The sequence below is a fragment of the Streptomyces sp. Ru71 genome (assembly GCF_002920535.1).
Classification (GTDB): domain Bacteria; phylum Actinomycetota; class Actinomycetes; order Streptomycetales; family Streptomycetaceae; genus Streptomyces.
Window position 1 is genome coordinate 1 of record NZ_PQSS01000033.1, and the last position, 21,797, is coordinate 21,797.

The 21,797-nt window shown below is 73.4% G+C and carries 23 protein-coding genes and 1 pseudogene; 8 read left to right on the plus strand and 16 right to left on the minus strand.

Going from position 1 to position 21,797, the window contains the following annotated elements; translation table 11 throughout:
* Positions 1-15: 15 nt before the first annotated feature.
* Complete coding sequence (locus tag C3489_RS20140; RefSeq protein WP_103783282.1) at positions 16-471, minus strand: ATP-binding protein; 456 nt, start codon at positions 469-471, stop codon at positions 16-18.
* A gap of 119 nt (positions 472-590) precedes the next feature.
* Entirely contained in the window at positions 591-1,760 is a 1,170-nt protein-coding gene (locus C3489_RS20145; protein WP_103783283.1) for a DUF6777 domain-containing protein, read from the minus strand.
* Between the two features lie 161 nt (positions 1,761-1,921).
* On the opposite strand from C3489_RS20145, the gene C3489_RS20150 reads away from it, so the two are divergent.
* A complete protein-coding gene (locus tag C3489_RS20150) occupies positions 1,922-3,184 on the plus strand; it encodes a streptophobe family protein (RefSeq protein WP_103783284.1) in 1,263 nt (420 codons plus the stop codon).
* Between the two features lie 29 nt (positions 3,185-3,213).
* Here C3489_RS20150 and C3489_RS20155 read toward each other — a convergent pair whose 3' ends face one another.
* The 4 genes from C3489_RS20155 to C3489_RS20170 form a co-directional block, all read right to left on the minus strand.
* A complete protein-coding gene (locus tag C3489_RS20155) occupies positions 3,214-4,206 on the minus strand; it encodes a serine/threonine-protein kinase (protein ID WP_103783285.1) in 993 nt (330 codons plus the stop codon).
* On the minus strand, positions 4,196-4,789 hold the full coding sequence (locus C3489_RS20160) for a hypothetical protein (protein ID WP_103783286.1): 594 nt from the start codon (positions 4,787-4,789) through the stop codon (positions 4,196-4,198). Before C3489_RS20160 ends, C3489_RS20155 begins: the two co-directional genes overlap by 11 nt.
* Before the next feature lie 67 nt (positions 4,790-4,856).
* Positions 4,857-7,202, minus strand: a complete 2,346-nt coding sequence (locus C3489_RS20165) for an FHA domain-containing protein (RefSeq protein WP_103783287.1) — start codon at positions 7,200-7,202, stop codon at positions 4,857-4,859.
* Between the two features lie 68 nt (positions 7,203-7,270).
* A complete protein-coding gene (locus C3489_RS20170; protein WP_103783288.1) occupies positions 7,271-7,681 on the minus strand; it encodes a hypothetical protein in 411 nt (136 codons plus the stop codon).
* A gap of 307 nt (positions 7,682-7,988) precedes the next feature.
* On the opposite strand from C3489_RS20170, the gene C3489_RS20175 reads away from it, so the two are divergent.
* Positions 7,989-8,372, plus strand: coding sequence for a nuclear transport factor 2 family protein (locus C3489_RS20175; protein ID WP_103783289.1), 384 nt, complete (start codon positions 7,989-7,991; stop codon positions 8,370-8,372).
* 111 nt (positions 8,373-8,483) lie between these two features.
* Positions 8,484-8,771, plus strand: a complete 288-nt coding sequence (locus C3489_RS20180; RefSeq protein ID WP_103783291.1) for a DUF1905 domain-containing protein — start codon at positions 8,484-8,486, stop codon at positions 8,769-8,771.
* Positions 8,772-8,812: 41 nt separating this feature from the next.
* On the opposite strand, the gene mgrA is transcribed toward C3489_RS20180, so the two are convergent.
* Entirely contained in the window at positions 8,813-9,805 is a 993-nt protein-coding gene (mgrA, locus tag C3489_RS20185; protein ID WP_103783292.1) for an L-glyceraldehyde 3-phosphate reductase, read from the minus strand.
* A gap of 124 nt (positions 9,806-9,929) precedes the next feature.
* On the opposite strand from mgrA, the gene C3489_RS20190 reads away from it, so the two are divergent.
* Both C3489_RS20190 and C3489_RS20195 read left to right on the plus strand, forming a co-directional pair.
* Positions 9,930-10,814, plus strand: coding sequence for a LysR family transcriptional regulator (locus tag C3489_RS20190; protein ID WP_103783294.1), 885 nt, complete (start codon positions 9,930-9,932; stop codon positions 10,812-10,814).
* 203 nt (positions 10,815-11,017) lie between these two features.
* Entirely contained in the window at positions 11,018-11,527 is a 510-nt protein-coding gene (locus tag C3489_RS20195; protein ID WP_103783296.1) for a DUF664 domain-containing protein, read from the plus strand.
* Here the strand turns inward: C3489_RS20195 and C3489_RS20200 are convergent.
* Together C3489_RS20200 and C3489_RS20205 are read right to left on the minus strand one after the other, a co-directional pair.
* Positions 11,515-12,579 (minus strand): adenosine deaminase, encoded by a 1,065-nt coding sequence (locus C3489_RS20200; RefSeq protein WP_103783298.1) that lies wholly within the window; start codon positions 12,577-12,579, stop codon positions 11,515-11,517. The two genes, C3489_RS20195 and C3489_RS20200, sit on opposite strands and share 13 nt — an antisense overlap.
* A gap of 48 nt (positions 12,580-12,627) precedes the next feature.
* Positions 12,628-13,020: a VOC family protein gene (locus C3489_RS20205; RefSeq protein ID WP_103783301.1), complete on the minus strand. Its 393-nt coding sequence runs from the start codon at positions 13,018-13,020 to the stop codon at positions 12,628-12,630.
* A 152-nt stretch (positions 13,021-13,172) separates the two neighbouring features.
* On the opposite strand from C3489_RS20205, the gene C3489_RS20210 reads away from it, so the two are divergent.
* Together C3489_RS20210 and sph are read left to right on the plus strand one after the other, a co-directional pair.
* Positions 13,173-13,631 (plus strand): pyridoxamine 5'-phosphate oxidase family protein, encoded by a 459-nt coding sequence (locus C3489_RS20210; RefSeq protein ID WP_103783303.1) that lies wholly within the window; start codon positions 13,173-13,175, stop codon positions 13,629-13,631.
* Between the two features lie 108 nt (positions 13,632-13,739).
* Positions 13,740-14,723 carry a sphingomyelin phosphodiesterase gene (gene sph / locus C3489_RS20215; RefSeq protein WP_103783305.1) on the plus strand — a complete coding sequence of 328 codons (984 nt, stop codon included), beginning with the start codon at positions 13,740-13,742 and terminating at the stop codon, positions 14,721-14,723.
* Here the strand turns inward: sph and C3489_RS20220 are convergent.
* The 4 genes from C3489_RS20220 to C3489_RS20235 form a co-directional block, all read right to left on the minus strand.
* Positions 14,720-15,625: an aldo/keto reductase gene (locus C3489_RS20220; RefSeq protein WP_103783307.1), complete on the minus strand. Its 906-nt coding sequence runs from the start codon at positions 15,623-15,625 to the stop codon at positions 14,720-14,722. The two genes, sph and C3489_RS20220, sit on opposite strands and share 4 nt — an antisense overlap.
* Positions 15,626-15,652: 27 nt before the next feature.
* On the minus strand, positions 15,653-16,969 hold the full coding sequence (locus C3489_RS20225; protein WP_103783309.1) for an aldehyde dehydrogenase family protein: 1,317 nt from the start codon (positions 16,967-16,969) through the stop codon (positions 15,653-15,655).
* 142 nt (positions 16,970-17,111) lie between these two features.
* Positions 17,112-18,299 carry an RNA polymerase sigma factor gene (locus tag C3489_RS20230; RefSeq protein ID WP_103783311.1) on the minus strand — a complete coding sequence of 396 codons (1,188 nt, stop codon included), beginning with the start codon at positions 18,297-18,299 and terminating at the stop codon, positions 17,112-17,114.
* Positions 18,299-18,649, minus strand: coding sequence for a YciI family protein (locus C3489_RS20235; RefSeq protein ID WP_103783313.1), 351 nt, complete (start codon positions 18,647-18,649; stop codon positions 18,299-18,301). Before C3489_RS20235 ends, C3489_RS20230 begins: the two co-directional genes overlap by 1 nt.
* Positions 18,650-18,748: 99 nt before the next feature.
* Here C3489_RS20235 and C3489_RS20240 point away from each other — a divergent pair.
* Positions 18,749-19,796: pseudogene (locus C3489_RS20240) on the plus strand (acyl-CoA dehydrogenase family protein).
* On the opposite strand, the gene C3489_RS20245 reads toward C3489_RS20240, so the two are convergent.
* The 3 genes from C3489_RS20245 to C3489_RS40055 all read right to left on the minus strand — a co-directional run bounded on the left by C3489_RS20245 (position 19,775) and on the right by C3489_RS40055 (position 21,794).
* A complete protein-coding gene (locus C3489_RS20245; RefSeq protein ID WP_103783314.1) occupies positions 19,775-20,917 on the minus strand; it encodes an LLM class flavin-dependent oxidoreductase in 1,143 nt (380 codons plus the stop codon). The pseudogene C3489_RS20240 and the gene C3489_RS20245 sit on opposite strands and share 22 nt — an antisense overlap.
* 36 nt (positions 20,918-20,953) lie before the next feature.
* Positions 20,954-21,508 (minus strand): NADPH-dependent FMN reductase, encoded by a 555-nt coding sequence (gene ssuE, locus C3489_RS20250; protein ID WP_103783316.1) that lies wholly within the window; start codon positions 21,506-21,508, stop codon positions 20,954-20,956.
* A 202-nt stretch (positions 21,509-21,710) separates the two neighbouring features.
* Positions 21,711-21,794, minus strand: a complete 84-nt coding sequence (locus C3489_RS40055; protein ID WP_374936762.1) for a putative leader peptide — start codon at positions 21,792-21,794, stop codon at positions 21,711-21,713.
* Positions 21,795-21,797 lie beyond the last annotated feature (3 nt).

Consider the following 21,797-nt stretch of genomic DNA (forward strand, 5'->3'; position numbering starts at 1 on the left):
GGGCGCCCCGCCCGCTCACTGCGGGTGCAGGCGCATCAGGGCGCTGACCCGCTTGCCGACGGGGACCCGTTCCGCGGTGACCTGCGCGGCCAGCGCGTGGACGATTTCCAGCCCGTGCCGGCCGACCCGCTCGGGGTCGCGCGGGAACCGCAGCGGAAGGGCGACGCTGCTGTCGTAGACGGACACCGTGATGGCGGCGTCCGTGCCCTCCAGCTCCAGGATGTACGGGCCGTTGCTGTGCCGTTCGGCGTTGGTGACCAGTTCGCTGACGACGAGCAGCAGCGCGTCCTCGGCTCGGTCGCCGATCCGCGCGCACCACTCGGTCCTCAGCTGCTCGACGAACTGCGCCGTGAAGGCGCGTGCGTCGGCGATGCTTCCGGGCTCGCCGGTGTAGTGGGTCGCCCGCCTCAGGGGTTCCACGGGTACGTCGAAGCCCGTCGGTATCACTTCCCCGCCCAGGTGCTCGGTCATGCGTTTCTCTCTAGGAAGCCGGACTGGCCGCACGTTGCTGCACCTGTCCTCGTACCCCGAGTCTCGCCGCGCACTCCCCGTGCGGGGCGGCGCATCGAGCGGTTTCGGTCACACGCGGGTCAGCTCGACGGCGGCTGCTCGCTGGACGCGGGCGCGGAGGAGGCCGGCTCGGGGACGAGCGGCTCCGAGGACGGTGGCGGGGAGGAGGGCGCCTCCTCGGAGGTCGGCGTCGTGGAGCCCTGGGACGACGGGGACGACGGGGCCGACGTGCTGGACGTGACGGGCACCGGCGTGGTGGGGCCGACGGAGGTGGACACGCTCGTCGAGGGGGTCGGCTTCGCGGGCGGGTGGGTCTTGCGGTCGTGTTCTCCGGTGTCCCCGCGGTGCCGGGCGATCCAGGCGTGGTGGTCGGGGTCGTACAGGACGAAGACGGTGATGACCCGTGTGCTGGGGGCCACGGCGACGACGTTGGAGGGGTTGTATCCCGGCCAGGAGTCGCCGGTGCGGACGACGGTGCCCTGCTGGGCGACCGGCGGGGTGAGCGGGTTGCCGCAGGCGCAGCGCACGCTCGGTGAGCCGTGGGCGTCGACGAGGACGGCGGTGCCGGCCTGCAGGACGGCCTGGTAGCTGGTGGCGGCGCCCTCGTGGTAGCCGTGGTTGGTGACGCGGGTGTCCATGCGCAGCTGTACGGGCGTCAGGGAGCGCAGATACGCGGGGACCTGGGCCGGGGGCACGCCGGCGACGGCGGCGAAGGCGCGGTTCTTCTCCGGTTCCGCCGTCAGATAGCGGATCTGCCGTTCGACGTCGCAGGCGGAGCGTTCGCGGGTGCCGCCGTACAGGCCGGGTGCCGAGCCGTCGACGCCCCGGACCGCGTTCACCGGGGCCGAGGCGCTGGCGGGGGCCGGGGAGACGGGGGGCACCGAGCTGTCGGTGGCGGTGGACGGGGTGAAGGGGTCGGGACCGGTCTTGCCGGCGGCCTGCAGGAACACCTCGCCGTGGGTGCCGGAACCGCCGCCGCCGCCGCCGGAGCGGCCGAGGACGACCGCCACGACCACGGCGGCGACGATCAGCGTGGCGATGACGGCGATGCGGGGAGCGGACTTCCACCAGGGGCGGCGCGGTTCGGGTGCCTGGGACGCGCCGCCGGTGGGCTGGGACGGCGGCCCGGAAGGCGGCGGCTGGGCGGGGCCGCCGGGCCCGGAGAGCGGGCCGGAGGGCGGCCCGGTCGGCCGGCCGGAGGAGTTGGGCGGTCCGCTGGGGCGCCCCGAGGAGGGCGGTTCGACGCTCACAGGCCCCTCTTCCCGGGTGGGTTCTTCGCGGCATTTCCTCTGTTTTGCTCCGCTTCGACCCACACCATCCTCATTGTCGTACGGGATCCGGTCGTGTCGCGAGCGGACGCGGACGGCTCTCCCGGCGCGCGCCCGCAGCCCGCGCTGCATAGCGTGGCGATGTGAGCCCGCGAACCACATCCGCCCCTGCAGTCGCACGGCACGGCTGGATCCAGGCCCTGGCCACGGTGTTGTCCGGACTCGTCGCCATGGTGGTGACGGCGGCCCTCGGGCTGTGGGCGGCCGGTGCGGCCGACCTGCCGCAGGGCGGGTTCTGGCGGGTGGTGGCGGCGACCCTCGTCACGGCCGTCGGCGGCTCGGTGGAGGTGACCGGCAGCGCCGGTTCGCTCGCCGACACCGGGGCCGGCGTGACGGTGATGCCGCTGTCGGTGACCCTGGTCGGCGCGCTGGCCGTGGCCGGCGGCTTCCTGCGGCCACTGCGGCACCGCGCGGTGGCGGGCGGCGCCGAGCTGGCGGGCTGGGCCGGCCGTATCGCCCTGCTCTGGCTGGCGGCGCTGCTCGCTCTGGCTTTCACCGCCCGGCACACGTTCGCCATCCCGCTCGGCAACGACACGCTCAGTGATCTGGGCGAGATCTTCGGCATCGAGCCCGAGGTCGGCTTCACCACGGACGTGCCGCTGACGGTGCTGTTCGGTCTGCTGTGGCTGGCCGGGGTGCTGGCGCTGGCCCTGCTGGTGGCGCGCGGGGCACCGCTGCCGCCGCGCGTCCTGCGCTTCGCCGACTCGGTGCGCCCGGCGGCGTACGCGATGGTCGCGCTGCTGCTGGCCTGCGTCGTCGTGGGCCTGGTCATCGCGCTGGTCGTCGCGGCGACTCGCGGGCACGCGGCGGAGACGTTCGCGGTGATCCTGCTGGGGCTGCCCAATGTCGTCTGGCTGGCGTTCACCCTGGGCCTGGGAGCGACCTGGCACGGCCGGGTCGACGGGCCGTTCGGGCTGCCGATGCCGCGCCTGCTGGACGAGGTGCTGCGCACCCCGGACGTCTCCACGGTGAATGTGCACACACTCGCCGAGCGCGACGCCAAGGCGTGGTGGCTGGTGGTCGTGGCCGCCGTGCTGCTGCTCGGGGCGGCGTTCGTGATGGCGGTGCGCTCCCCGGCCCGCATCCGGCTGTGGCAGCACGCGGTGCACCTGGCGATCGCGCTCGCCCTCACCGTGCTGATGATCTGCCTGGTCTGCCGGATCTCCGCCCACTACGGCCTGTCCCTGCTGGGCATCGGCGACCTGGGCGGCGGCCTGTCCGGCGAGCTGTTCCTGCGCCCCGACGTGTGGTCGGCGCTGGGCTGGGCGCTGCTGTGGGGCCTGGTGGCCGGCTTCCTCGGCTCCCTGGCGGCCGTCCGGGTGCGGCGCCGCGGGCCGCGCCCCTGACGCGGGCGCGGTGACGCGGGCCCGGCCCGCTAAGGCCGGGGTTCGAAGACGGGCCGTGCCCATCGCGGGGGCTCCTTCGGGCCGCCGCGCTCGTGCGGTACGACGCTGAGGTCCACCTCGGTCGGCGGGTGACCGCCGGCGGTGCCGCCCGCGGCCGCCGCGCGCAGGTCGGCGACGAAGGCGAGGCAGGTGGGGTGGCGGTCGTCGGGGCTCTTGGCCAGGGCGCGGGCGAAGACGGCGTCGAGGGCGGCGGGCAGGTCGGGGCGGGCCTCGGTGAGCGGGTCCGGGTCGTCGTACTGGTGGGCCCACAGCAGGGCCATGTCGTCGTCGCGGCGGAACGGCGGGCGGCCGGCGAGGGCCTCGTGGACGACGCAGGCGAAGCCGTAGACGTCGCAGCGGCCGTCGACCGGACGGCCGGAGATCTGCTCCGGCGCCACGTAGTCGAGGGTGCCGACGAACTGGCCGACGGTGGTGAATCCGGTCAGGGACAGCGACTTCTTGGTCAGCCCGAAGTCGGTGAGGTACGCGTGTTCGGGGTGTTCGCTGTCGGTGCCGCGGGCGACGAGGATGTTGCCGGGTTTGACGTCCCGGTGGACCAGACCGTGCTCGTGGGCGGCGTCGAGCGCGGAGGCGACCTGGGCGGCGATGCGCACGGCGGTGTCGACCGGCAGCGGGCCCTGCCGGTCGAGGAGGTGGCGCAGGTCGCTGCCGGCGACGAAGCGCATGGCGATGTACAGCACGCCGTCGGTCTCGCCGGCCTCGAAGATCGGCACGATGTGCGGGTGGTCGATCGCGGCGGCCACCCGCGACTCGTGGGTGAAGCGCCCCCGGAAGGTGTCGTTGCGGGCGAGTTCCGGCGCGAGCAGCTTCAGCGCGACGGTGCGGTCCAGCCGCAGGTCGTGGGCGCGGTAGACGACGGCCATGCCGCCGCGGCCGATCTCCTGCTCGATGCGGTAGCCCGCGATCTGGCGGCCGATCAGCTCGGCGGGGCGGCCCGAGAACAGGCTGGTGTCACGGCTCATCGCGTCTCACCACCCGGGTGGGGGCGTGGGCCGCCGGCGAGGGGCCGGCCCGTTGCGCGTCATCGGCGGCGTCGGCGGGCGGGCGGTCCGCCCGGGGTTCCGCGTCGACGGCGTAGGTGCTCAGCCGGGTCCCGTCCGCGTACACCCACCGCTCGTGCGCGGCGTCGAACAGCCAGACGTCCTCGCCGTCGACGACGACGCCGATGCGGGTGCCGTGCGTGCGCCGGCGGAACGTCTCGCCGTCCAGCGTGCCGGCGCTCAGCTCCTCGACGGCGCCGCGGTAGCGGGTGAGGGCCGCCTCCACGCCGGCGAGCAGCGGGCGCGGGTCGGCCGTGACAGCGGCGGGTGCGCCCGCCCGGGGCGGGTCCTGGGGCACGGCGACGAGGAGTCGGCCGTCCACCCAGGCGGACCAGCCGTTGGAGCACAGCACATGGGCCCAGTCGCCGCGCCGCTCCGTCAGCTGCACCGGCAGCAGTGCGTCCAGGGCGACGGTCGGCCGGGCCGGGTCGGGCGCCTCCCAGGCCGGCATGCCGCCCCGGGGCACGACATGGGTGGGCGCGAAGCCCGGTACCGGCGTGGTCATCGGGGTGCCTGCTTCGGCGTCACGATCACGGTTCGGGTTGCCTGCTTCCGCATCACGGTTCGGGGGCCTACTTGCGCATCACGACGGGTTCGTGCCGGCGCAGCAGGCGGGCCACGGCCCAGCCGTAGAGCGCCGACAGCACGAGCAGCATGGCGATGTCGAGCAGCCACACGCCCGCCGAGTGCCTGAACAGCGGGTCGGAGGTGAGGGTGCCGGGCACGATCCGGGCGAGCCCCACCGTGCCGGCCATCGCGCCGAGCGCCCACCGCGAGGGCACCAGCCAGGACAGCTGCTCCAGACCGGGCACGCCGTGCAGCTTGAGCAGGGCGCCGCAGAACACCACCTGCACGATGGCGAGCAGCACCAGCAGCGGCATGGTGACCTCTTCCTTGCGTACCAGCGCCGACACCAGCAGCCCGAGCATCATCGCGGTGAACGCCAGCAGCGCCACGGCCACGGTGATCTCGACCAGCGGCGGCAGCAGCACGCCCTTGCCGCCGGGCGCGTTCAGGTCGACGCCGAGCAGCGCGACCAGGGTCAGCACGACCGCCTGGAGGATCGTGACGGTGCCGAGGACGACGACCTTGGACATCAGATACGCCGATCTGGACAGGCCGACGGCTCTCTCCCGCTGGTAGATCACCCGTTCCTTGACCAGTTCGCGCACGGCGTTGGCCGCGCCGGTCAGGACGCCGCCGACGCACAGGATGAGCAGCGCGTTCATCGCGGTGTCCCGGGTGAGGTGGCTCCCGGCCAGGGCGCGGGCCATGGCGCCCATCACGAACGGTAGCGCGATCATGATGGCGAGGAAGGTGCGGTCGGCGCTGAGCGCGGCCGTGTAGCGGCGGATCAGCGTGCCGAGCTGTGCGCCCCAGCTGCGCGGCGGGGACGGCGGCTCCATGATGACGGGGCCCTCGCGGGGGACCCGCGGCTGGGCTCCGGCGTCGACGACGTAGCGGCGGTGCTGGGGCGAGGTGCGGTACTCCCCCGCCCAGTCGCGGTCCTGTTCGCGTTCGAAGGCCTCGAAGGCCTCCGGCCACTGCTCGTAGCCGAAGAAGGGCAGGGCCTCGTCGGGCGGTCCGTAGTAGGCGACCTTGCCGCCGGGCGCGAGGACGAGGAGCCGGTCGCACACGTCGAGGCTGAGCACGCTGTGGGTGACGACGATGACGGTCCGGCCGTCGTCGGCGAGGCCGCGCAGCATGTGCATCACCGAGCGGTCCATGCCGGGGTCGAGTCCGGAGGTCGGCTCGTCGAGGAAGAGCAGCGACGGCTTGGTCAGCAGCTCCAGCGCGACGCTGACCCGCTTGCGCTGGCCGCCGGACAGGCTGTGCACGGGCTGGCCGGCGCGCTGTTCCAGGCCCAGTTCGCGGATGACCTCCTCGACGCGGGCCCGCCGCTCGGCCTTCGCGGTGTCCTGCGGGAAGCGCAGTTCGGCGGCGTAGGACAGGGCGGCGCGGACGGTCAGCTGGGGGTGCAGGATGTCGTCCTGCGGGACGAGTCCGATGCGCTGGCGCAGCTCGGCGTAGTCCCGGTAGAGGTCGCGGCCGTCGTAGAGGACGGTGCCGTGGCCGGCGGGGCGCTGTCCGGTCAGGGCGCCCAGCAGGGTGGACTTGCCGGCGCCGCTCGGGCCGACGACGGCGAGCAGGCACTTCTGCCCGACCGGGAAGGACACGTGGTCCAGCAGCGTCTTGCGGCCCCGGTCGACGGCGACCATGAGGTCCTGGACGTCGAGGGAGACCTCGCCGGTGTCGACGTACTCCTGCAGCTGGTCGCCGACCAGGCTGAACGCGAAGTGGCCGATGCCGACGATGTCGCCCTGGCCGATGGTGGCGACGTCGATCGGGCGGCCGTTGAGGAACGTGCCGTTGTGGCTGCCGAGGTCGGCGATCTCGTAGCTGCCGTCCGGCAGATGGCGCAGTTCGGCGTGGCGGCGGGAGACGACCAGGTCGTCGAGGACGAGGTCGTTGTCGGCGGCGCGGCCGATGCGCACGGTGCGGGTGGGCAGCGGCCGGACGGTGGTGGGCCGGGCGAAGGTGCCGGTGAGGGCGGGCATCGACACACCGGAGGGCCGCTCGGGCGCGGGAGCGGCGGCGGGCGGGCTGACCAGCACGACGCACGGGCCGTCGGCGGGGTTGCCGAACCGGATGACGCTGCCGGGGCCCACGCCCCACTGGTGGACGCGCCGCCCGTCGGCCCAGGTGCCGTTGGTGCTGTGGTCGTCGTGGAGCGTCCAGTGGTCGGAGTCCGGGTGGAGCACCGCGTGGTGCCAGGAGACCCGGGCGTCGTCGAGGACGATGTCGCACAGCGGGTCCCTGCCGACGTGGTAGTCGCGGCCGGGGGTCATCACCGTCGTACCCGAGTCGGTCTCCAGGACGAGCTCGGGCGCGGTCGAGGCGACGGGGCGCTCCGCCATGCCAGGATTCTATCGATTGGCACTGTTATGCGCCGTTCGAATGGGAAATCCCGGGTGCGACGGCCGGGTCAGGCGACCGGGGCCACCAGCACCGGGGCGGCCCGCTGCATGCGCAGCGCGTCGACCGACTCGGCGAGCAGTTCGTACTCGGTGGTGTCGTCGCTGGCGGCGATGCGCACCAGCCGCCCGGCGGCCAGCGCGTCGGCCACCTGCTCCTGCCGCCCCACGTCCGCGCACCAGGCACGCAGCACGGCGGGCACGTCCGGCACGGTGTCGGCGACCGGCACCAGCGCGCTCGCCGGATACGCCGCGCTCTGCGGGCTCGGGTCCAGCCGCTCGGCGATCCAGGAGGCCCGGTCGCGCAGCCACCACAGGGCGAGCGCCAGCGTGGGCGCCCGGTAGGTGCCGAGCGGTACCCCGATACGCCGTCCGTCGCAGACGCCGTACGCCGTGACATGGCACAGGAATTCGTCGTGCACCGTCCCACTCCCCCGTCGGTCGCTCGCGCGCCGGGCCTCGCTTTCGGTGCGGCTCGTAGGCGGTGCACTACCGCCCGTGTTCGAGTATGTTCACGGCTGAATCACTGTCACCACGACTTTCCGGCCACTCTCCTGGCATATTCACGGCCGTCCTTGGCCGAAATCCGGCGCCGACGGTCACGGGCGCCCTTACCTCGCGGGTAATCGACCCCGCCGACGCGCTCGGGCACCGTGGAGTCACCGGATCGCACCGATCCCCGATCCGGCTTCCGACCAGGACGTATGACCTCGTGGAGGGTGATTCCCCATGTCCGTGACCACCGACCGCTACGACTCCGCCGTCGCCCGCTACTTCGAGGCCTGGAACGCCGCCGACGCCGAGGCGCGTGCCAAGGCGGTCGCCGCCGCCTGGACGGCCGACGGCTCCTACACCGACCCCCTCGCCGACGTCCGCGGCCACGACGGCATCGCCGCGCTCATCACCGGGGCCCGCGAGCAGTTCCCGGGGTTCGCCTTCCGGCTCACCGGCGCGGTCGACGGGCACCACGACACGGCCCGCTTCTCCTGGGAGCTGGTGAGCGAGGCGGACGGTTCGGCGCCGGTGGCCGGCTTCGACGTGATCACGCTGGACGCCGAGGGCCGCATCCGCGCGGTGCTCGGCTTCCTGGACCGGGTGCCGGCCGGGGCCTGAGCAAGAGCGCCGACGAGTTCTCCGGCGGCCGGGGCCTGAGCCGGGGGCGGCGATGAGTTCTCCGGCGGCCGGGGGTCTGCACCGCGAGGCCACCGACCGCCGGAGGACATCATGACGACGCACACCGCACTGGACGCCGAGTTCACCGCCGTCCTGCGCAAGAGCCCCGCCCAGGGCGGCTGGACCTATCTGGTCTGGCCCGATTCCGTCGGCTTCTTCGGCACCCGCGGACTGGTGAAGGTCCGCGGGACCGTCGACGGCCACCCGTTCGAGAGCTCCTTCATGGCGCTCGGGGACGGCACCCACAAGCTCCCCGTCAAGGCCGAGGTCCGCCGGGCCATCGGCAAGGAGGCGGGCGACACGGTGACCGTCCGGCTCACCGAGCGGCTCGGGCGCTGAACAGCCGCCTCAGCCGCCTGCGCACCGCCCGGGAAATCGGCTCAGCCTTTGATCGCCGCGTCGATCCGGGCCAGTTCCTCGGCGTCGAAGTCGAGGTTGCCGGTCGCGGCCACGCTGTCGCGCAGCTGCTCCGGGCTGCTCGCGCCGACCAGCGCCGAGGTGACCCGGCCGCCGCGCAGCACCCAGGCCAGCGCCATCTGGGCCAGCGACTGGCCACGGGACTTGGCGATGCCGTCCAGCTCGCGCAGGGACGCCACCAGGTCCGCGGTGACCGCGTCGCGCTGCAGGAAGGGGCTGTCGCTCGCCGCCCGGGAGTCCTCCGGGATGCCGTCCAGGTAACGGGCGGTGAGCAGGCCCTGCTCCAGCGGCGAGTAGGCGATGGAGCCGACCTGGAGCTCGTCGAGGGCGTCCAGCAGACCGCCCTCCTCGGGGCGGCGGTCCAGCATCGAGTAGCGCGGCTGGTGGATCAGCAGCGGCGTGCCGAGGTCGGCCAGGATCCGGGCCGCCTCGCGGGTCTGCTCCGCCGAGTAGTTGGAGACGCCGACGTACAGGGCCTTGCCCTGCTGGACGGCCGAGTGCAGCGCGCCCATCGTCTCCTCCAGCGGAGTCTCCGGATCGGGCCGGTGCGAGTAGAAGATGTCGACGTACTCCAGGCCCATCCGCTTCAGGCTCTGGTCCAGCGAGGACAGCAGGTACTTGCGCGAGCCCCACTCGCCGTACGGGCCCGGCCACATCAGATAGCCGGCCTTGGTGGAGATCACCAGCTCGTCCCGGTAGGCCGCGAAGTCGTCCCTCAGCGCCTCACCCAGGGCCAGCTCGGCGGCGCCGGGCGGCGGTCCGTAGTTGTTGGCCAGGTCGAAGTGGGTGACGCCCAGGTCGAAGGCGGTGCGCAGGATGGCCCGCTGGGTCTCGACCGGGCGGTCCGGGCCGAAGTTGTGCCACAGTCCGAGCGACAGCGCCGGGAGTTTCAGGCCGCTGCGTCCGGTGCGCCGGTAGGGCATGTCCGCGTAGCGGTCGGGGTGTGCGGTGTACAACGCGACTCCATGAGGGGTGAGGCACGGATCCGGTTCGTGGAAACCGCTACCCACTCTGGCCTGACCTGGGGGCAGTGGTCCAACAGAAGAATCCGATGGGATTCAGCGGCTACGCTGCTCAATCATGGAACTGCGCCATCTCCAGCACTTCGTGGCGGTCGCCGAGGACCAGCACTTCACCCGGGCGGCCGAACGCCTGCTGGTGTCCCAGTCCGGGCTCTCGGCCTCGATCCGCGCCCTGGAGCGGGAGTTGCAGACCCCGCTGTTCGTGCGCACCACCCGCCGGGTCACCCTGACCGAGGCCGGGCGGGCGCTGCTGCGGGAGGCGGAGCGCATCCTGGCCGGCGTGCGGGCCGCGCACGAGGCGGTCGCCGCGGTGCAGGGCGTGCTGCGCGGCACGCTGTCGCTGGGCACCGAGCAGTGCATCGCCGGGGTGAACGTGGCCGGGCTGCTGGCGGCCTTCCGGCGGCGGCATCCGGACGTCGAGATCCGGCTGCGGCAGACCGGCTCGGGCGCGCTGGCCGAGGAGGTCGCGGCCGGGCGGCTGGACTGCGCCTTCGCCTACCGCACCCAGGCCGACACCGACCAGCTGCGCTCGGTCGCGCTGGCCGGCGAGCCGACGACGGTGCTGTGCCATCCCACGCACCGGCTGGCCGAGGCCGGCGCCCCGGTCACGCTCGACGACCTGGACGGCGAGGTCTTCGTCGACTTCCACCCCGACTGGGGGCCGCGCCGCGCCACCGACGCCGCGTTCGCCGCCGCGGGCGTACGGCGCACGGTCGCGCTGGAGGTGAACGACGTGCACAGCCTGCTGGACCTGGTCGACGAGAACCTCGGCATCGCCGTCGTACCGCGCCACTTCCGCCACAAACGGCCGTCGCTGACCGCGCTGCCGGTCAAGGGCGCGGACCGCCCGGCCTACGAGACGGTGGCCCTGCTGCCGCCCGCCCAGTCCACCAGCCCGGCGGCACGGGCGCTGATGGCGCTGGGCGAGATCCGGGGGGCGTGAGCGCGGGCGCTGGTCGCGCTGGGCGAGATCCGGGGAGCGTGAGCGCGGGCGCTGGTCGCGCTGGGCGAGATCCGGGGAGCGTGAGCGCGGGCGCTGGTCGCGCTGGGCGAGATCCGCCGGGCGTGAGCGCGGGCGCCGCCGAGGCGCCCGGGAACCTCCGGGAACGGGGAGCGGCCGCGCGCGGACTGCGCGATGGTGGACCCATGCATGCGAAGGACATCCTCATCGACGGCTACGGCCGCATCCAGGAAGAAGTCCATGCCGCCGTCGAGGGGCTGGGTCCGCAGGACCTCACCGCCCGCCCCTCCGCCGACGCCAACTCCGTCGCCTGGCTGATCTGGCATCTCACCCGGGTCCAGGACGACCACATCGCCGACGCCTTCGACCTGGACCAGGTGTGGCTGGCCCAGGACTGGGAGAAACGGTTCGGCCTCGACCTGCCCCGCCGGGACACCGGGTACGGGCACACCTCCGCGAAGGTCGCCAAGGTCCGGGTCGAGAGCCCCGAGCTGCTCACCGGCTACTACGACGCCGTGCACGAGCAGACGCTCACGGCCCTGCGCTCGCTGGCCGCCAAGGACCTGGAACGCGTCGTGGACGAGCGCTGGGACCCGCCGGTCACCCTCGGCGTGCGCCTGGTCAGCGTCCTGTCCGACGATCTCCAGCACGTCGGACAGGCCGCCTACGTCCGGGGGCTGCTTCAGAGCGCGTAGCCCGGCAGGATCACGTCCTCGATGAGGGCCTTGCGCTCGTCGAACGGGATGAACGCGCTCTTGACGGCGTTGACCGTGACGGTGCGCAGGTCCTCGACGGTCCAGCCGGCCTGTTCCACCAGCAGGGACATCTCGCGGGTCATCGTCGTCCCGGACACCAGGCGGTTGTCGGTGTTGAGCGTGACGCGGAAGCCGAGGTCCTTCAGGGCGGTGATCGGGTGCTCGGCTATGGAGGCGGCGCAGCCCGTCTGCAGGTTGGAGGTCGGGCACATCTCCAGCGCGATCCGCCGGTCGCGGACCCAGGAGGCGAGGCGGCCCAGCTTGCCGTCGACGATGTCCTCGGTGAGCCGCACACCGTGCCCGATGCGCTGCGCGCCGCACACCTGCAGGGCCTGGTGGATGCTGGGCAGGCCGTGCGCCTCACCGGCGTGGATGGTGAACGGCACGCTCTCGCGGCGCAGGTGCTCGAAGGCGGCGAGGTGGTCGGCGGGCGGGAAGCCGTCCTCGGCGCCGGCGATGTCGAAGCCGACGACACCGGCGTCGCGGTAGGCGACGGCCAGGTCGGCGGCCTCGCGGACCCGGTCGAACATGCGCATGCCGCACAGCAGGGTGCCGACGCGGACCGGCGTTCCGGCGGCGGCCGCCTTGGCCATACCGGCGGCGAGGCCCTCCTGGACCGTCTCCACGACCTCGCTCATGGCCAGCCCGCCCCGGGTGTTCAGCTCGGGGGCGTAGCGGACCTCGGCGTAGACGACGCCGTCGGCGGCGAGGTCGAGGACGTACTCCTCGGCGGTGCGCAGCAGGCCCTCACGGGTCTGCATCACGGCGAGGGTGTGCTCGAAGGTGGCGATGTAACGGACCAGGTCACCGGAGTTGGCGGCCTCGTAGTACCAGGCGGCCAGCTCGTCGGGGTCGGTGGTGGGCAGCGTGTGGCCGACCTCGGCGGCCAGCTCCACGACGGTGGCGGGGCGCAGGCCGCCGTCGAGGTGGTCGTGCAGGACGGCCTTGGGGAGGCGGCGGATCACATCGCTGTCTACGCGCGTAGCGTTCATGGCGGGTCTTTCCTTGAGCGGGGAGGTTCCAAAAGGGCGGGGCCGGACTCAGCCGGCGGGCTGCAGCAGGTCCCAGCGGTTGCCGTACAGGTCCTGGAAGACCGCGACGGTGCCGTACGGCTCATGCCGCGGCTCCTCCAGGAAGGTCACGCCGGCCGCCGTCATACGGGCGTGGTCGCGGGCGAAGTCGTCGGTGTGCAGGAAGAAGCCGACACGCCCACCGGTCTGGTCGCCGACGCGGGCCGCCTGGGTCTCACCCTTGGCCCGGGCCAGCAGCAGGCCGGTCCCCGAGGTGCCGGCACCGGGCTCCACGACGACCCAGCGCGAGCCGTCGGGGCGCGGGGCGTCCTCGGCGAGCCGGAAGCCGAGGGCCTCGGTGTAGAAGCGGATCGCCTCGTCGTAGTCGTCGACGACGAGGGTGACCAGGGCGATGCGTCTCATCGGAACCTTCCGTGCGGGCGATTAGCGGGAGAGGTTATACGTAAAACGTCGCGGGCGCCAGCCGCGTCGGGGCGGACCTAGGACGAGAGGCCCGGTCCGCCCCCGACCACAGCCCCAGGTGCCGGCCGAAGCCGACGGCTACCGTCCCCGTCATGAAGATCACCAAGGAGCCCCGCGACGCCGGGCAGCGCAAGCGGGATGTCCTGGCACGCCTGGGCCGTGAGCGGGACGTGTGGGTGGCGACGGCGGACTCCGCGGGCCTGCCGTGCCTGGTGGCCCTGTGGTTCGTCTGGCACGACGACTCGCTGTGGCTGTCGACCCGGCTCACCAACCCGACCGGCCGCAATCTGCGGGACGGCCGGCGCACCCGGCTGGCGCTCGGGGACACGCAGGACGTGGTGCTCATTGACGGGGAGGTGGAGCCCTACGGCGCCGCCGAGGTGCCGGCCGCGGCGGCCGAGGCGTTCATACGGCGGACGGGCTGGGATCCCCGGCGCGACAGCGCGTCGTACGCCTTCTTCCGGGTGCGGCCGGTCGCGGTCCAGGCGTGGCGGGGCACACACGAACTGCGGGAGCGGCAGGTGATGCGCGACGGGGTGTGGGTGATCTAGCCGCCCCCGCGTCACACGGTGCCCTCCTGAGGGTTACCCAGTGGTAATTCCCGGTGGTTTGATGTCCGGCGCCGCTGCCTCACGCCCCTTCACCCACAGGGAGATCCAGTGACGCTTCCCGCACCGCGCCGCACCCTTGGCGCCGTCGTGCTCGCCCTCGCCCTGCCCGCCGCCGCACTGGCCGGCGCGGCGCCCGCGGCCGCGGCCGATCCCGCCCCGGCGCTCAGGGTGCTGACGTACAACACCTTCCTGATGAGCAAGAACCTGTACCCGAACTGGGGCCAGGACCACCGGGCCGCCGAGATCCCGAAGGCGCCCTTCTTCCACGGCAACGACGTCGTGGTGCTGCAGGAGGCCTTCGACAACTCCGCCTCCGACGCGCTGAAGAGCGCCGCCGCGAGCGAGTACCCGTACCAGACACCGGTGGTCGGGCGGAGCAAGGACGGCTGGGACGCGACCGGCGGCGCGTACTCGGCGACGACGCCGGAGGACGGCGGCGTGACCGTGCTGAGCAAGTGGCCCGTCCTGCGCAAGGAGCAGTACGTCTACCAGGACGCCTGCGGGGCGGACTGGTGGTCCAACAAGGGCTTCGCGTACGTCGTGTTGAACGTCAACGGCACCAAGGTGCATGTCGTCGGCACGCACGCGCAGTCGACCGACCCGGGCTGCGACGCGGGTGAGGCCGCGGCGATGCGCAGCCGGCAGTTCAAGGCGATCGACGCCTTCCTCGACGCGAAGAACATCCCGGCGAACGAGGAGGTACTGATCGCCGGCGACATGAACGTCGACTCGCGCAGCGCCGAGTACGGCTCGATGCTCACCGACGCGGGGCTGGTCGGGGCCGACGCCCGCACCGGGCACCCGTACTCCTTCGACACGCAGGAGAACTCGATCGCCCGCTACCGCTACCCCAGTGACCCGCGCGAGGACCTGGACCACGTGCTCTTCCGCGCGGGTCACGCCCGCCCGGCGGTGTGGCGGAACGAGGTGGTCAAGGAGCAGTCGGCGCCCTGGACGGTGTCCAGCTGGGGCACCGACTACACCTACACCAACCTCTCCGACCACTACCCGGTGACTGGGTACGCCGGCTAGGAGTCGGCCCGGTACAGGCCGTCGAGCCGGGACAGCTCGTCGTCCGTCAGGCGCAGGGCGCCCGCCGCCACGTTCTCGGCCAGGTGGTCGGGGTTGCCGGTGCCGGGGATGGCGAGCACGTGCGGGCCCTGGTGCAGCGTCCAGGCGAGGCGGACCTGTGCCGGGCTCGCGCCGTGGGCGCGGGCGACGGCGAGCACCTCGGCGTCGTGCGCGGACGTGGCGCCCTGCTCGCCGGCCTCACCGGCGACGGCGTAGAACGGCACGAAGGCGATGCCCGCCTCGCCGCACAGGCGCAGCAGTTCCTCGCTCTCGGGGGTGCGGTGGTCGAGTCCGTAGCGGTTCTGCACGGACACGACCGGCGCGATGGCCTGCGCCTCGGCGAGATGGCGGGGCGAGACGTTGGAGATGCCCAGGTGGCGGACCAGGCCGGCTTCGCGCAGCTCGGCCAGGGCGCCGAAGTGCTCGCTGATCGACTCCTGCCGCATGCGGCGCAGATAGACGAGGTCGAGGTGGTCGCGGCCGAGCTGGCGCAGGTTCTCCTCGACGTGACCGCGCAGTTCGTCGGGGCGGGCGGAGGTTCCCCACTCCCCCGTGTAGGTGCGGAACGGGCCGACCTTGGTGGCGATCACCAGGTTCTCGCGATACGGCGACAGCGCGCTGTTGATGATCTCGTTGGCGGAGCGCAGCGAGGAGAAGTAGAAGGCGGCCGTGTCGATGTGGTCGACGCCGAGCTCGATCGCCTTGCGCAGGACGGCTATGGACCGGTTCCGGTCGCTCGGGGTGCCGTGGTGGAAGGCGGCGCTGCCCGTCAGCCGCATCGCGCCGAAGCCGACGCGGCTGACGGTGAGATCGCCGAGTGTCCAGGTGCCCGCGTGGTCTGCGGTGATCGTTTCCGTGGTCATCGGCGGATCCTATCCGTGCGGCAGGCGTCAGAGCGGCTTGCTCAGGACGGCCTTGCGGTGGCTGAAGGTCTCCAGCGAGTAGCGGCCGTGGTAGCTGCCCATGCCGCTCTCGCCGACGCCGCCGAACGGCAGGTCGGAGACGGTGAGATGGGCGAGCGGCAGGCCGTGGCCCAGTCCGCCGGAGGAGGTCTCGGCGGCGATGCGCCGGCGGGTGTCGTCGGAGTCGGAGAAGACGTACAGGGCGAGCGGCTTGTCCCGGTCGTTGATGAAGTCGACGGCCTCGTCCAGGCCCGCGACGGTGACGATCGGCAGGATCGGTCCGAAGATCTCCTCCTGCATCACCGGCGCCTCGGGGTCGACGTCGGCCAGGACGGTCGGCGCGATGTACTTCTCGGCCCGGTCGCCGGCGCCGCCGGTGACCACGCGGCCGGAGTCGAGCAGGGCGGAGAGCCGGTCGAAGTGGCGCTCGTTGACGATGCGGCTGTAGTGCGGGGCGCTGCGCGGGTCGGCGCCGTAGGCCTTCTCGACGGCGGCGGCGAGCGCCGGTTCGAGGGCGGCGGCCGTGGCCGGGTCGGTCAGCACGTAGTCGGGGGCGACGCAGGTCTGGCCGGCGTTGAGGAACTTGCCGCGTACCAGCCGGTCGGCGACGACGTCGAGGTCGACGCCCGCGTCGACGAATGCCGGGGACTTGCCGCCCAGTTCGAGGGTGACCGGGGTGAGGTGCTCGGCGGCGGCCCGCATGACGATACGGCCGACGGCGCCGTTGCCGGTGTAGAAGATGTGGTCGAACCGCTCGGCGAGCAGGGCCGTGGTCTCCGCGACGCCGCCCTCGACGACGGCGACGGCGTCGGTGTCGAGGTGGGCGGGCAGCAGCCGGGCCAGTGCGGCGGAGGTGGCCGGTGCCAGCTCGCTGGGCTTGACGATCACGGCGTTGCCGGCGGCGAGGGCGCCCACCAGCGGGGCGAGCAGGAGCTGGGCGGGGTAGTTCCAGGGCGCGATGACGAGGACGACGCCGAGCGGGTCGTACTGCGTCCAGGCGGTGGCGTCGGTGCCGAGGTGGGGCGGGACGGGGGCGGGCTCCGGGCGCAGCCAGGTGTCGAGGTGGTCGAGGGTGTGGTCGATCTCCCGGATCGTGAAGTCGATCTCCGTGCGGTAGGCCTCCGCCTCGCTCTTGCCGAGGTCGGTGTGGAGGGCGGCGGCCAGCTCGGCGCCCTGGTCGGTGAGCATCGCGCGCAGGGCGCGCAGCTGGGCGGTGCGCCATGCGACGGGCTTGGTGCGGCCGGTGCGGAACGTGGCGCGCAGCCGGGCGACGGTGCCGGTGATCTGCTCGGGGGTCTGGTTCACGATGCCTCCTCGGTAGGTGCAGTTGCCAACCTTTCAGGTACCGAAATGAATTCCCAGAGGCCGGCACAGTGATCGGCCTCACGTGCCCGTCCCGCATCGCCGCTCCGAACTCACGTCGCCGGCCCACACCGGCGCCGCGGGCTCACGTGACCAGCTCCCGCCGGCGCCGCTCCAGATACCGGCGCTCGGCCGGTCCGGGGGCCAGTGCCAGCGCCCGGTCGTAGGCGTCCAGGGCCTCGGCCGTGCGCCCCAGCCGGCGCAGCAGGTCGGCGTGTACCGCGTGGAAGACGTGGTAGCCGTCCAGGTCCAGGGCGTCGACGAGGGCGAGGGCCGGCTCGGCGCCCTCGGTCTCGGCCACGGCGACCGCGCGGTTGAGGGCGACGACGGGGCTCGGCGCGAGGGCCATGAGCTGGTCGTACAGCTGCCGGATCTGGCCCCAGTCGGTGGCCTCGGCGCTCGGCGCGTCACTGTGGACGGCGTTGATCGCGGCCTGGATCTGGTACGGGCCGGGCCGGCCGCGGCGCAGGCAGCGGCGGACCAGGTCCTGTCCCTCGGCGATCAGCGTCCGGTCCCAGCGGGAGCGGTCCTGCTCGGGCAGCGGGACGAGGGCGCCGTCGGCGTCGGTGCGGGCCGGGCGGCGGGACTCGGTGAGCAGCAGCAGCGCGAGCAGGCCGGTGACCTCGGGTTCGTCGGGCATCAGTTCGGCCAGCAGCCGGGCCAGGCGCACGGCCTCGGCGCACAGGCCCGGATCACCGTCGTATCCCTCGTTGTAGATCAGGTAGACGACGGCCAGCACTCCGCGCAGCCGGTCCGGCAGATCGGCGTCCCGGGGGACGCGGTAGGGGATGCCGGCGTTGCGGATCTTCGCCTTGGCACGCACCAGGCGCTGGGCCATGGTCGGTTCGGGGACGAGGAAGGCGCGGGCGATCTGCGCGGTGCCGAGCCCGCCGAGCAGCCGCAGGGTGAGGGCGACCTGAGCCGGGACGGCCAGCGCGGGGTGGCAGCAGGTGAAGATCAGGCGGAGCCGGTCGTCGCGCACGGGTCCCTCCTCGGCGGGCGGATCGGCGGCGTACAGCCGGGCCGCCTCGGCGTGCCGGGCGTCGCGGCCGGCCTCGCGGCGCAGCCGGTCGATGGCACGGTTGCGGGCGGTGGTGATGATCCACCCGGCGGGGCTCGGCGGGACGCCCTTGTCCGGCCAGGTCCGCACGGCCACCGTGAAGGCGTCCTGCACCGCTTCCTCGGCGAGGTCGATGTCGCCGAGGAAGCGCACCAGGACGGCGACCGCACGGCCGTACTCCGCGCGGAAGACCGACTCGACGTCCGCTGTCATCAGTCCGCTTCGCCCATGAAGGGCCGTACCTCGATCGGCAGGGTGGTGGCGAGGGCGGCCTTGCGGCCCCATTCCAGGGCCGCGTCCAGGTCGGGCGCCTTGATCAGGCAGATGCCGCCGAGGTGCTCCTTGCCCTCCGCGTACGGCCCGTCGGTGATCAGCACCTCGCCGCCCTCGGGGCGCAGCACGGTGGAGGACTCCGGTCCGTGCAGCCCCCCGGCGAACACCCAGGCCCCGGCCTGGCGCAGTTCCCGGTGGAAGACCTCCAGGTTCCTGCCGATCCCGGCGAGCACCTCGGGGGCGGGCGGCTCGCCGACCGGCTGCATCACGCTGAGCAGGTAGTGCTTCATGACGGCCTCCTCGGCCTCGTGGGGTTGTGTCACCTCCTACACGAACGACGACGCCCGGGATCGACACCCGGGCCGGGCAGATCGGGAAAAATCTTCGGCATGACCATCGCCGCACACCCCCTCGTCGCCCGCGCCCGGCAGCTCGCGGACGACGTCCTCGCCCCGCACGCCGAACGCGTCGACCAGGACGGGGGTGCCCGCGAGCCACATCGAGGCGGTGAAACGCTCGGGGCTGCTCGGGGTGAACGCGCCGGCGGAGTACGGCGGGGCGGCGGCGCCGGGTGCGGTGGCGCGGGAGACGGCGGAGATCCTCGCCGGGGCGTGCTGCGCGACCTGGTTCGTGCAGACGCAGCACCACACGCCGGTGCAGACGCTCGCCGGGAGCGACGCGCCGGTGCGGGAGCGGCTGCTGGGCCCGCTGGCGCGCGGGGAACTGCTCGCGGGTGTGGCCTACGCGCATCTGCGGGCGCATCCGCGCACCCCGGTCCGGGTGACACGGGAGCGCGGCGGGCGGCGCTTTGACGGGACCGTGCCCTGGTACACCGGGTGGGGCCTGAACGACGTGATGCTGCTCGCCGGGATCAGCGAGGACGACGAGGCGCTGTTCGCGTTCACCGAGGCGCGCGAGCAGCCCGGGCTGCGGGCGTCGGAGCCGATGCGGCTGGCGGCGCTGACCGCCTCGCGGACGGTGTCCCTGGAGCTGGACGGGCTGTGGGTGGGCGAGGACGCCGTGGTGCTGCGGATGCCGTACGCGCGGTGGGCGCAGGGCGACCGGGTGAAGACGGTGAGCGCCTCACCGGCGGTGTTCGGCGTCGCCGAGGCGGCGCTGCGCCTGCTGGACGACGGCACCGCGGGGCCGTTTCGGCGGCGCCTGGCCGAGGTGCGGCGCCGGGCCTACGCGCTGGCGGACCATCCGCTGCCGCACGAACACCTGGAGGAGCGGCTGGCGTTGCGCACCGAGGCGCAGGAAGTGATGCGGGCGGCCACCACCGCGGCGGTGGTGGCCGGTGGCGGGCGGTCGCTGGCGCTCGGCAGCCGGGCGCAGCGGCTGGCCAGGGAGGCGATGTTCCTGCTGGTGCAGGGCCAGACGCCGCTGACACGCCGGGCGCATCTGGACGCCCTGGCTCATCCCGCGAAGGGCACCTGAGCGGCCGGGTTCGCCTCCGCGGCGAAGGGGTGCCGCCACAGGCCCTGTTCGGCCAGCCGGGGCAGTACGCCCTCGCCGAACCAGTACGCCTCCTCCAGGTGCGGATAGCCGGACAGCACGAACTCCTCGATGCCCAGCGCCGCGTACTCCTTGATGCGTTCGGCGACCTCGTCGTGGCTGCCGACCAGGGCGGTGCCCGCGCCGCCGCGCACCAGGCCGATGCCGGCCCACAGGTTGGGGTGGATCTCCAGGCCGTCCCGGTTGCCGCCGTGCAGGGCGAGCATGCGCCGCTGGCCCTCCGACTCGCTGCGGGCGAGGCCCTCCTGGACGGCCCGCACGGTCTGCGGGTCGAACCCCTTGAGCAGCCGGTCCGCCTCCGCCCAGGCCTCGGCGGCGGTGTCGCGGGTGATGACGTGCAGCCGGATGCCGAAGCGCAGGGTGCGGCCGTGCCCGGCGGCGAGCCCGCTGATCCAGGCGATCTTCTCGGCGACCTGGGCGGGAGGCTCGCCCCAGGTGAGGTAGACGTCGGCGTGGCGGGCGGCGATCTCGCCGGCGACGGGCGAGGAGCCGCCGAAGTACACCTCGGGGACGGGGTCGGGCAGCCGGGCGAGCGTCGCGTCCTCGACCCGCAGGTGCTCGCCGTCCAGATCGACGCTCTTGCCCGCCCACAGCTCCCGCACGATCTGGAGGAATTCGCCGGTACGGCGGTAGCGGGCGTCCTTGTCGAGGAAGTCGCCGTAGGCGCGCTGCTCGTGGCTCTCGCCGCCGGTGACGACGTTGAGCAGCAGCCGTCCGCCGGAGTGCCGCTGGAAGGTGGACGCCATCTGCGCGGCGAGCGTCGGCGAGACGAAGCCGGGCCGGAAGGCGACGAGGAACTTCAGGCGCTCGGTGTGGCGGCTGACCATCGCGGTGGTCAGCCACGCGTCCTCGCACCAGGCCCCGGTCGGGGTGAGCGCGCCGGTGAAGCCGAGGTCCTCGGCGGCGCGCGCGATCTGGCTCAGATAGGCGACCGTGGGCGGCCGGTCCCGTCCGAAGGCGGTCGCCGGTGTGCCGTGGCCGCCGCCGACGACATGGCGGCTGTCGCCGTTGGTGGGCAGGAACCAGTGGAAGGTGAGGGACACGCGGGGTCTCCGATCGGATCGCTTCGGTGGGCGTGCTCAGCTCGCCGCGGCCAGGACCGGGCTGCGGTGCAGGGCCGCCGCGAACTGGTCGACGACCTGGCCGAGGGCCTCGGCGGTGGCCGGGGCGACGGTCACGGAGCCGTCCTCGCGGACGGTGATGTCCTTGTCGAGGGTGAACCAGCCCGGGACGATGTGGGCGGCGCCCATGGAGTTGAGCACCGGGCGCAGGGCGTAGTCGAGGGCGAGTACGTGCGCGGTGCTGCCGCCGGTGGCCAGCGGCAGCACGGTCCTGCCGGTGAGGGCGTACTGCGGGAGCAGGTCCAGCAGCGCCTTGAGCACGCCGGAGTACGCCGCCTTGTAGACGGGGGTGGCGACGACGACGCCGTCGGCGCGGGCGAAGAGTTCGGTCGCCTCGACGATCGCGGGGTGGCGGAAGTCGGCGCCGAGGAGTGCCTCGGCGGGGATGGTGCGTACGTCGAGCGGGACGACGTCGTGGCCCTGTGCGGTCAGCCGCTGGTCGAGGTGGCGCAGCAGGCGGGCGGTGCGCGAGGAGGCGGAGGGGCTGCCGGAGACGGACAGGACGGTGGCCATGGGTGTCCTCTTTCTTGCGGAACCCCGTTGCGGAGGGTGCGCGGGGGCGAGCGTGCGCCGTCGAGGTGCGGCGCGGGTGAGCGGCGGCACGGATGAGGCGCGATACGGGCGCGGGGAGAAGGGAAGGCGGGCACGCCGGAATCAAGGCAGGCGGCAGGGAGCCGAACCGGGCGGCCGGGGGAGGAAGAGACGCGGCGCGGGGTCAGGCCGCGAGGCGACAGGAGGAGCTGGAGACACGCGCGAGGTCGACGTGGCGTCGCCGCGTGAGGTCCAGTCGCATCGTCATGCC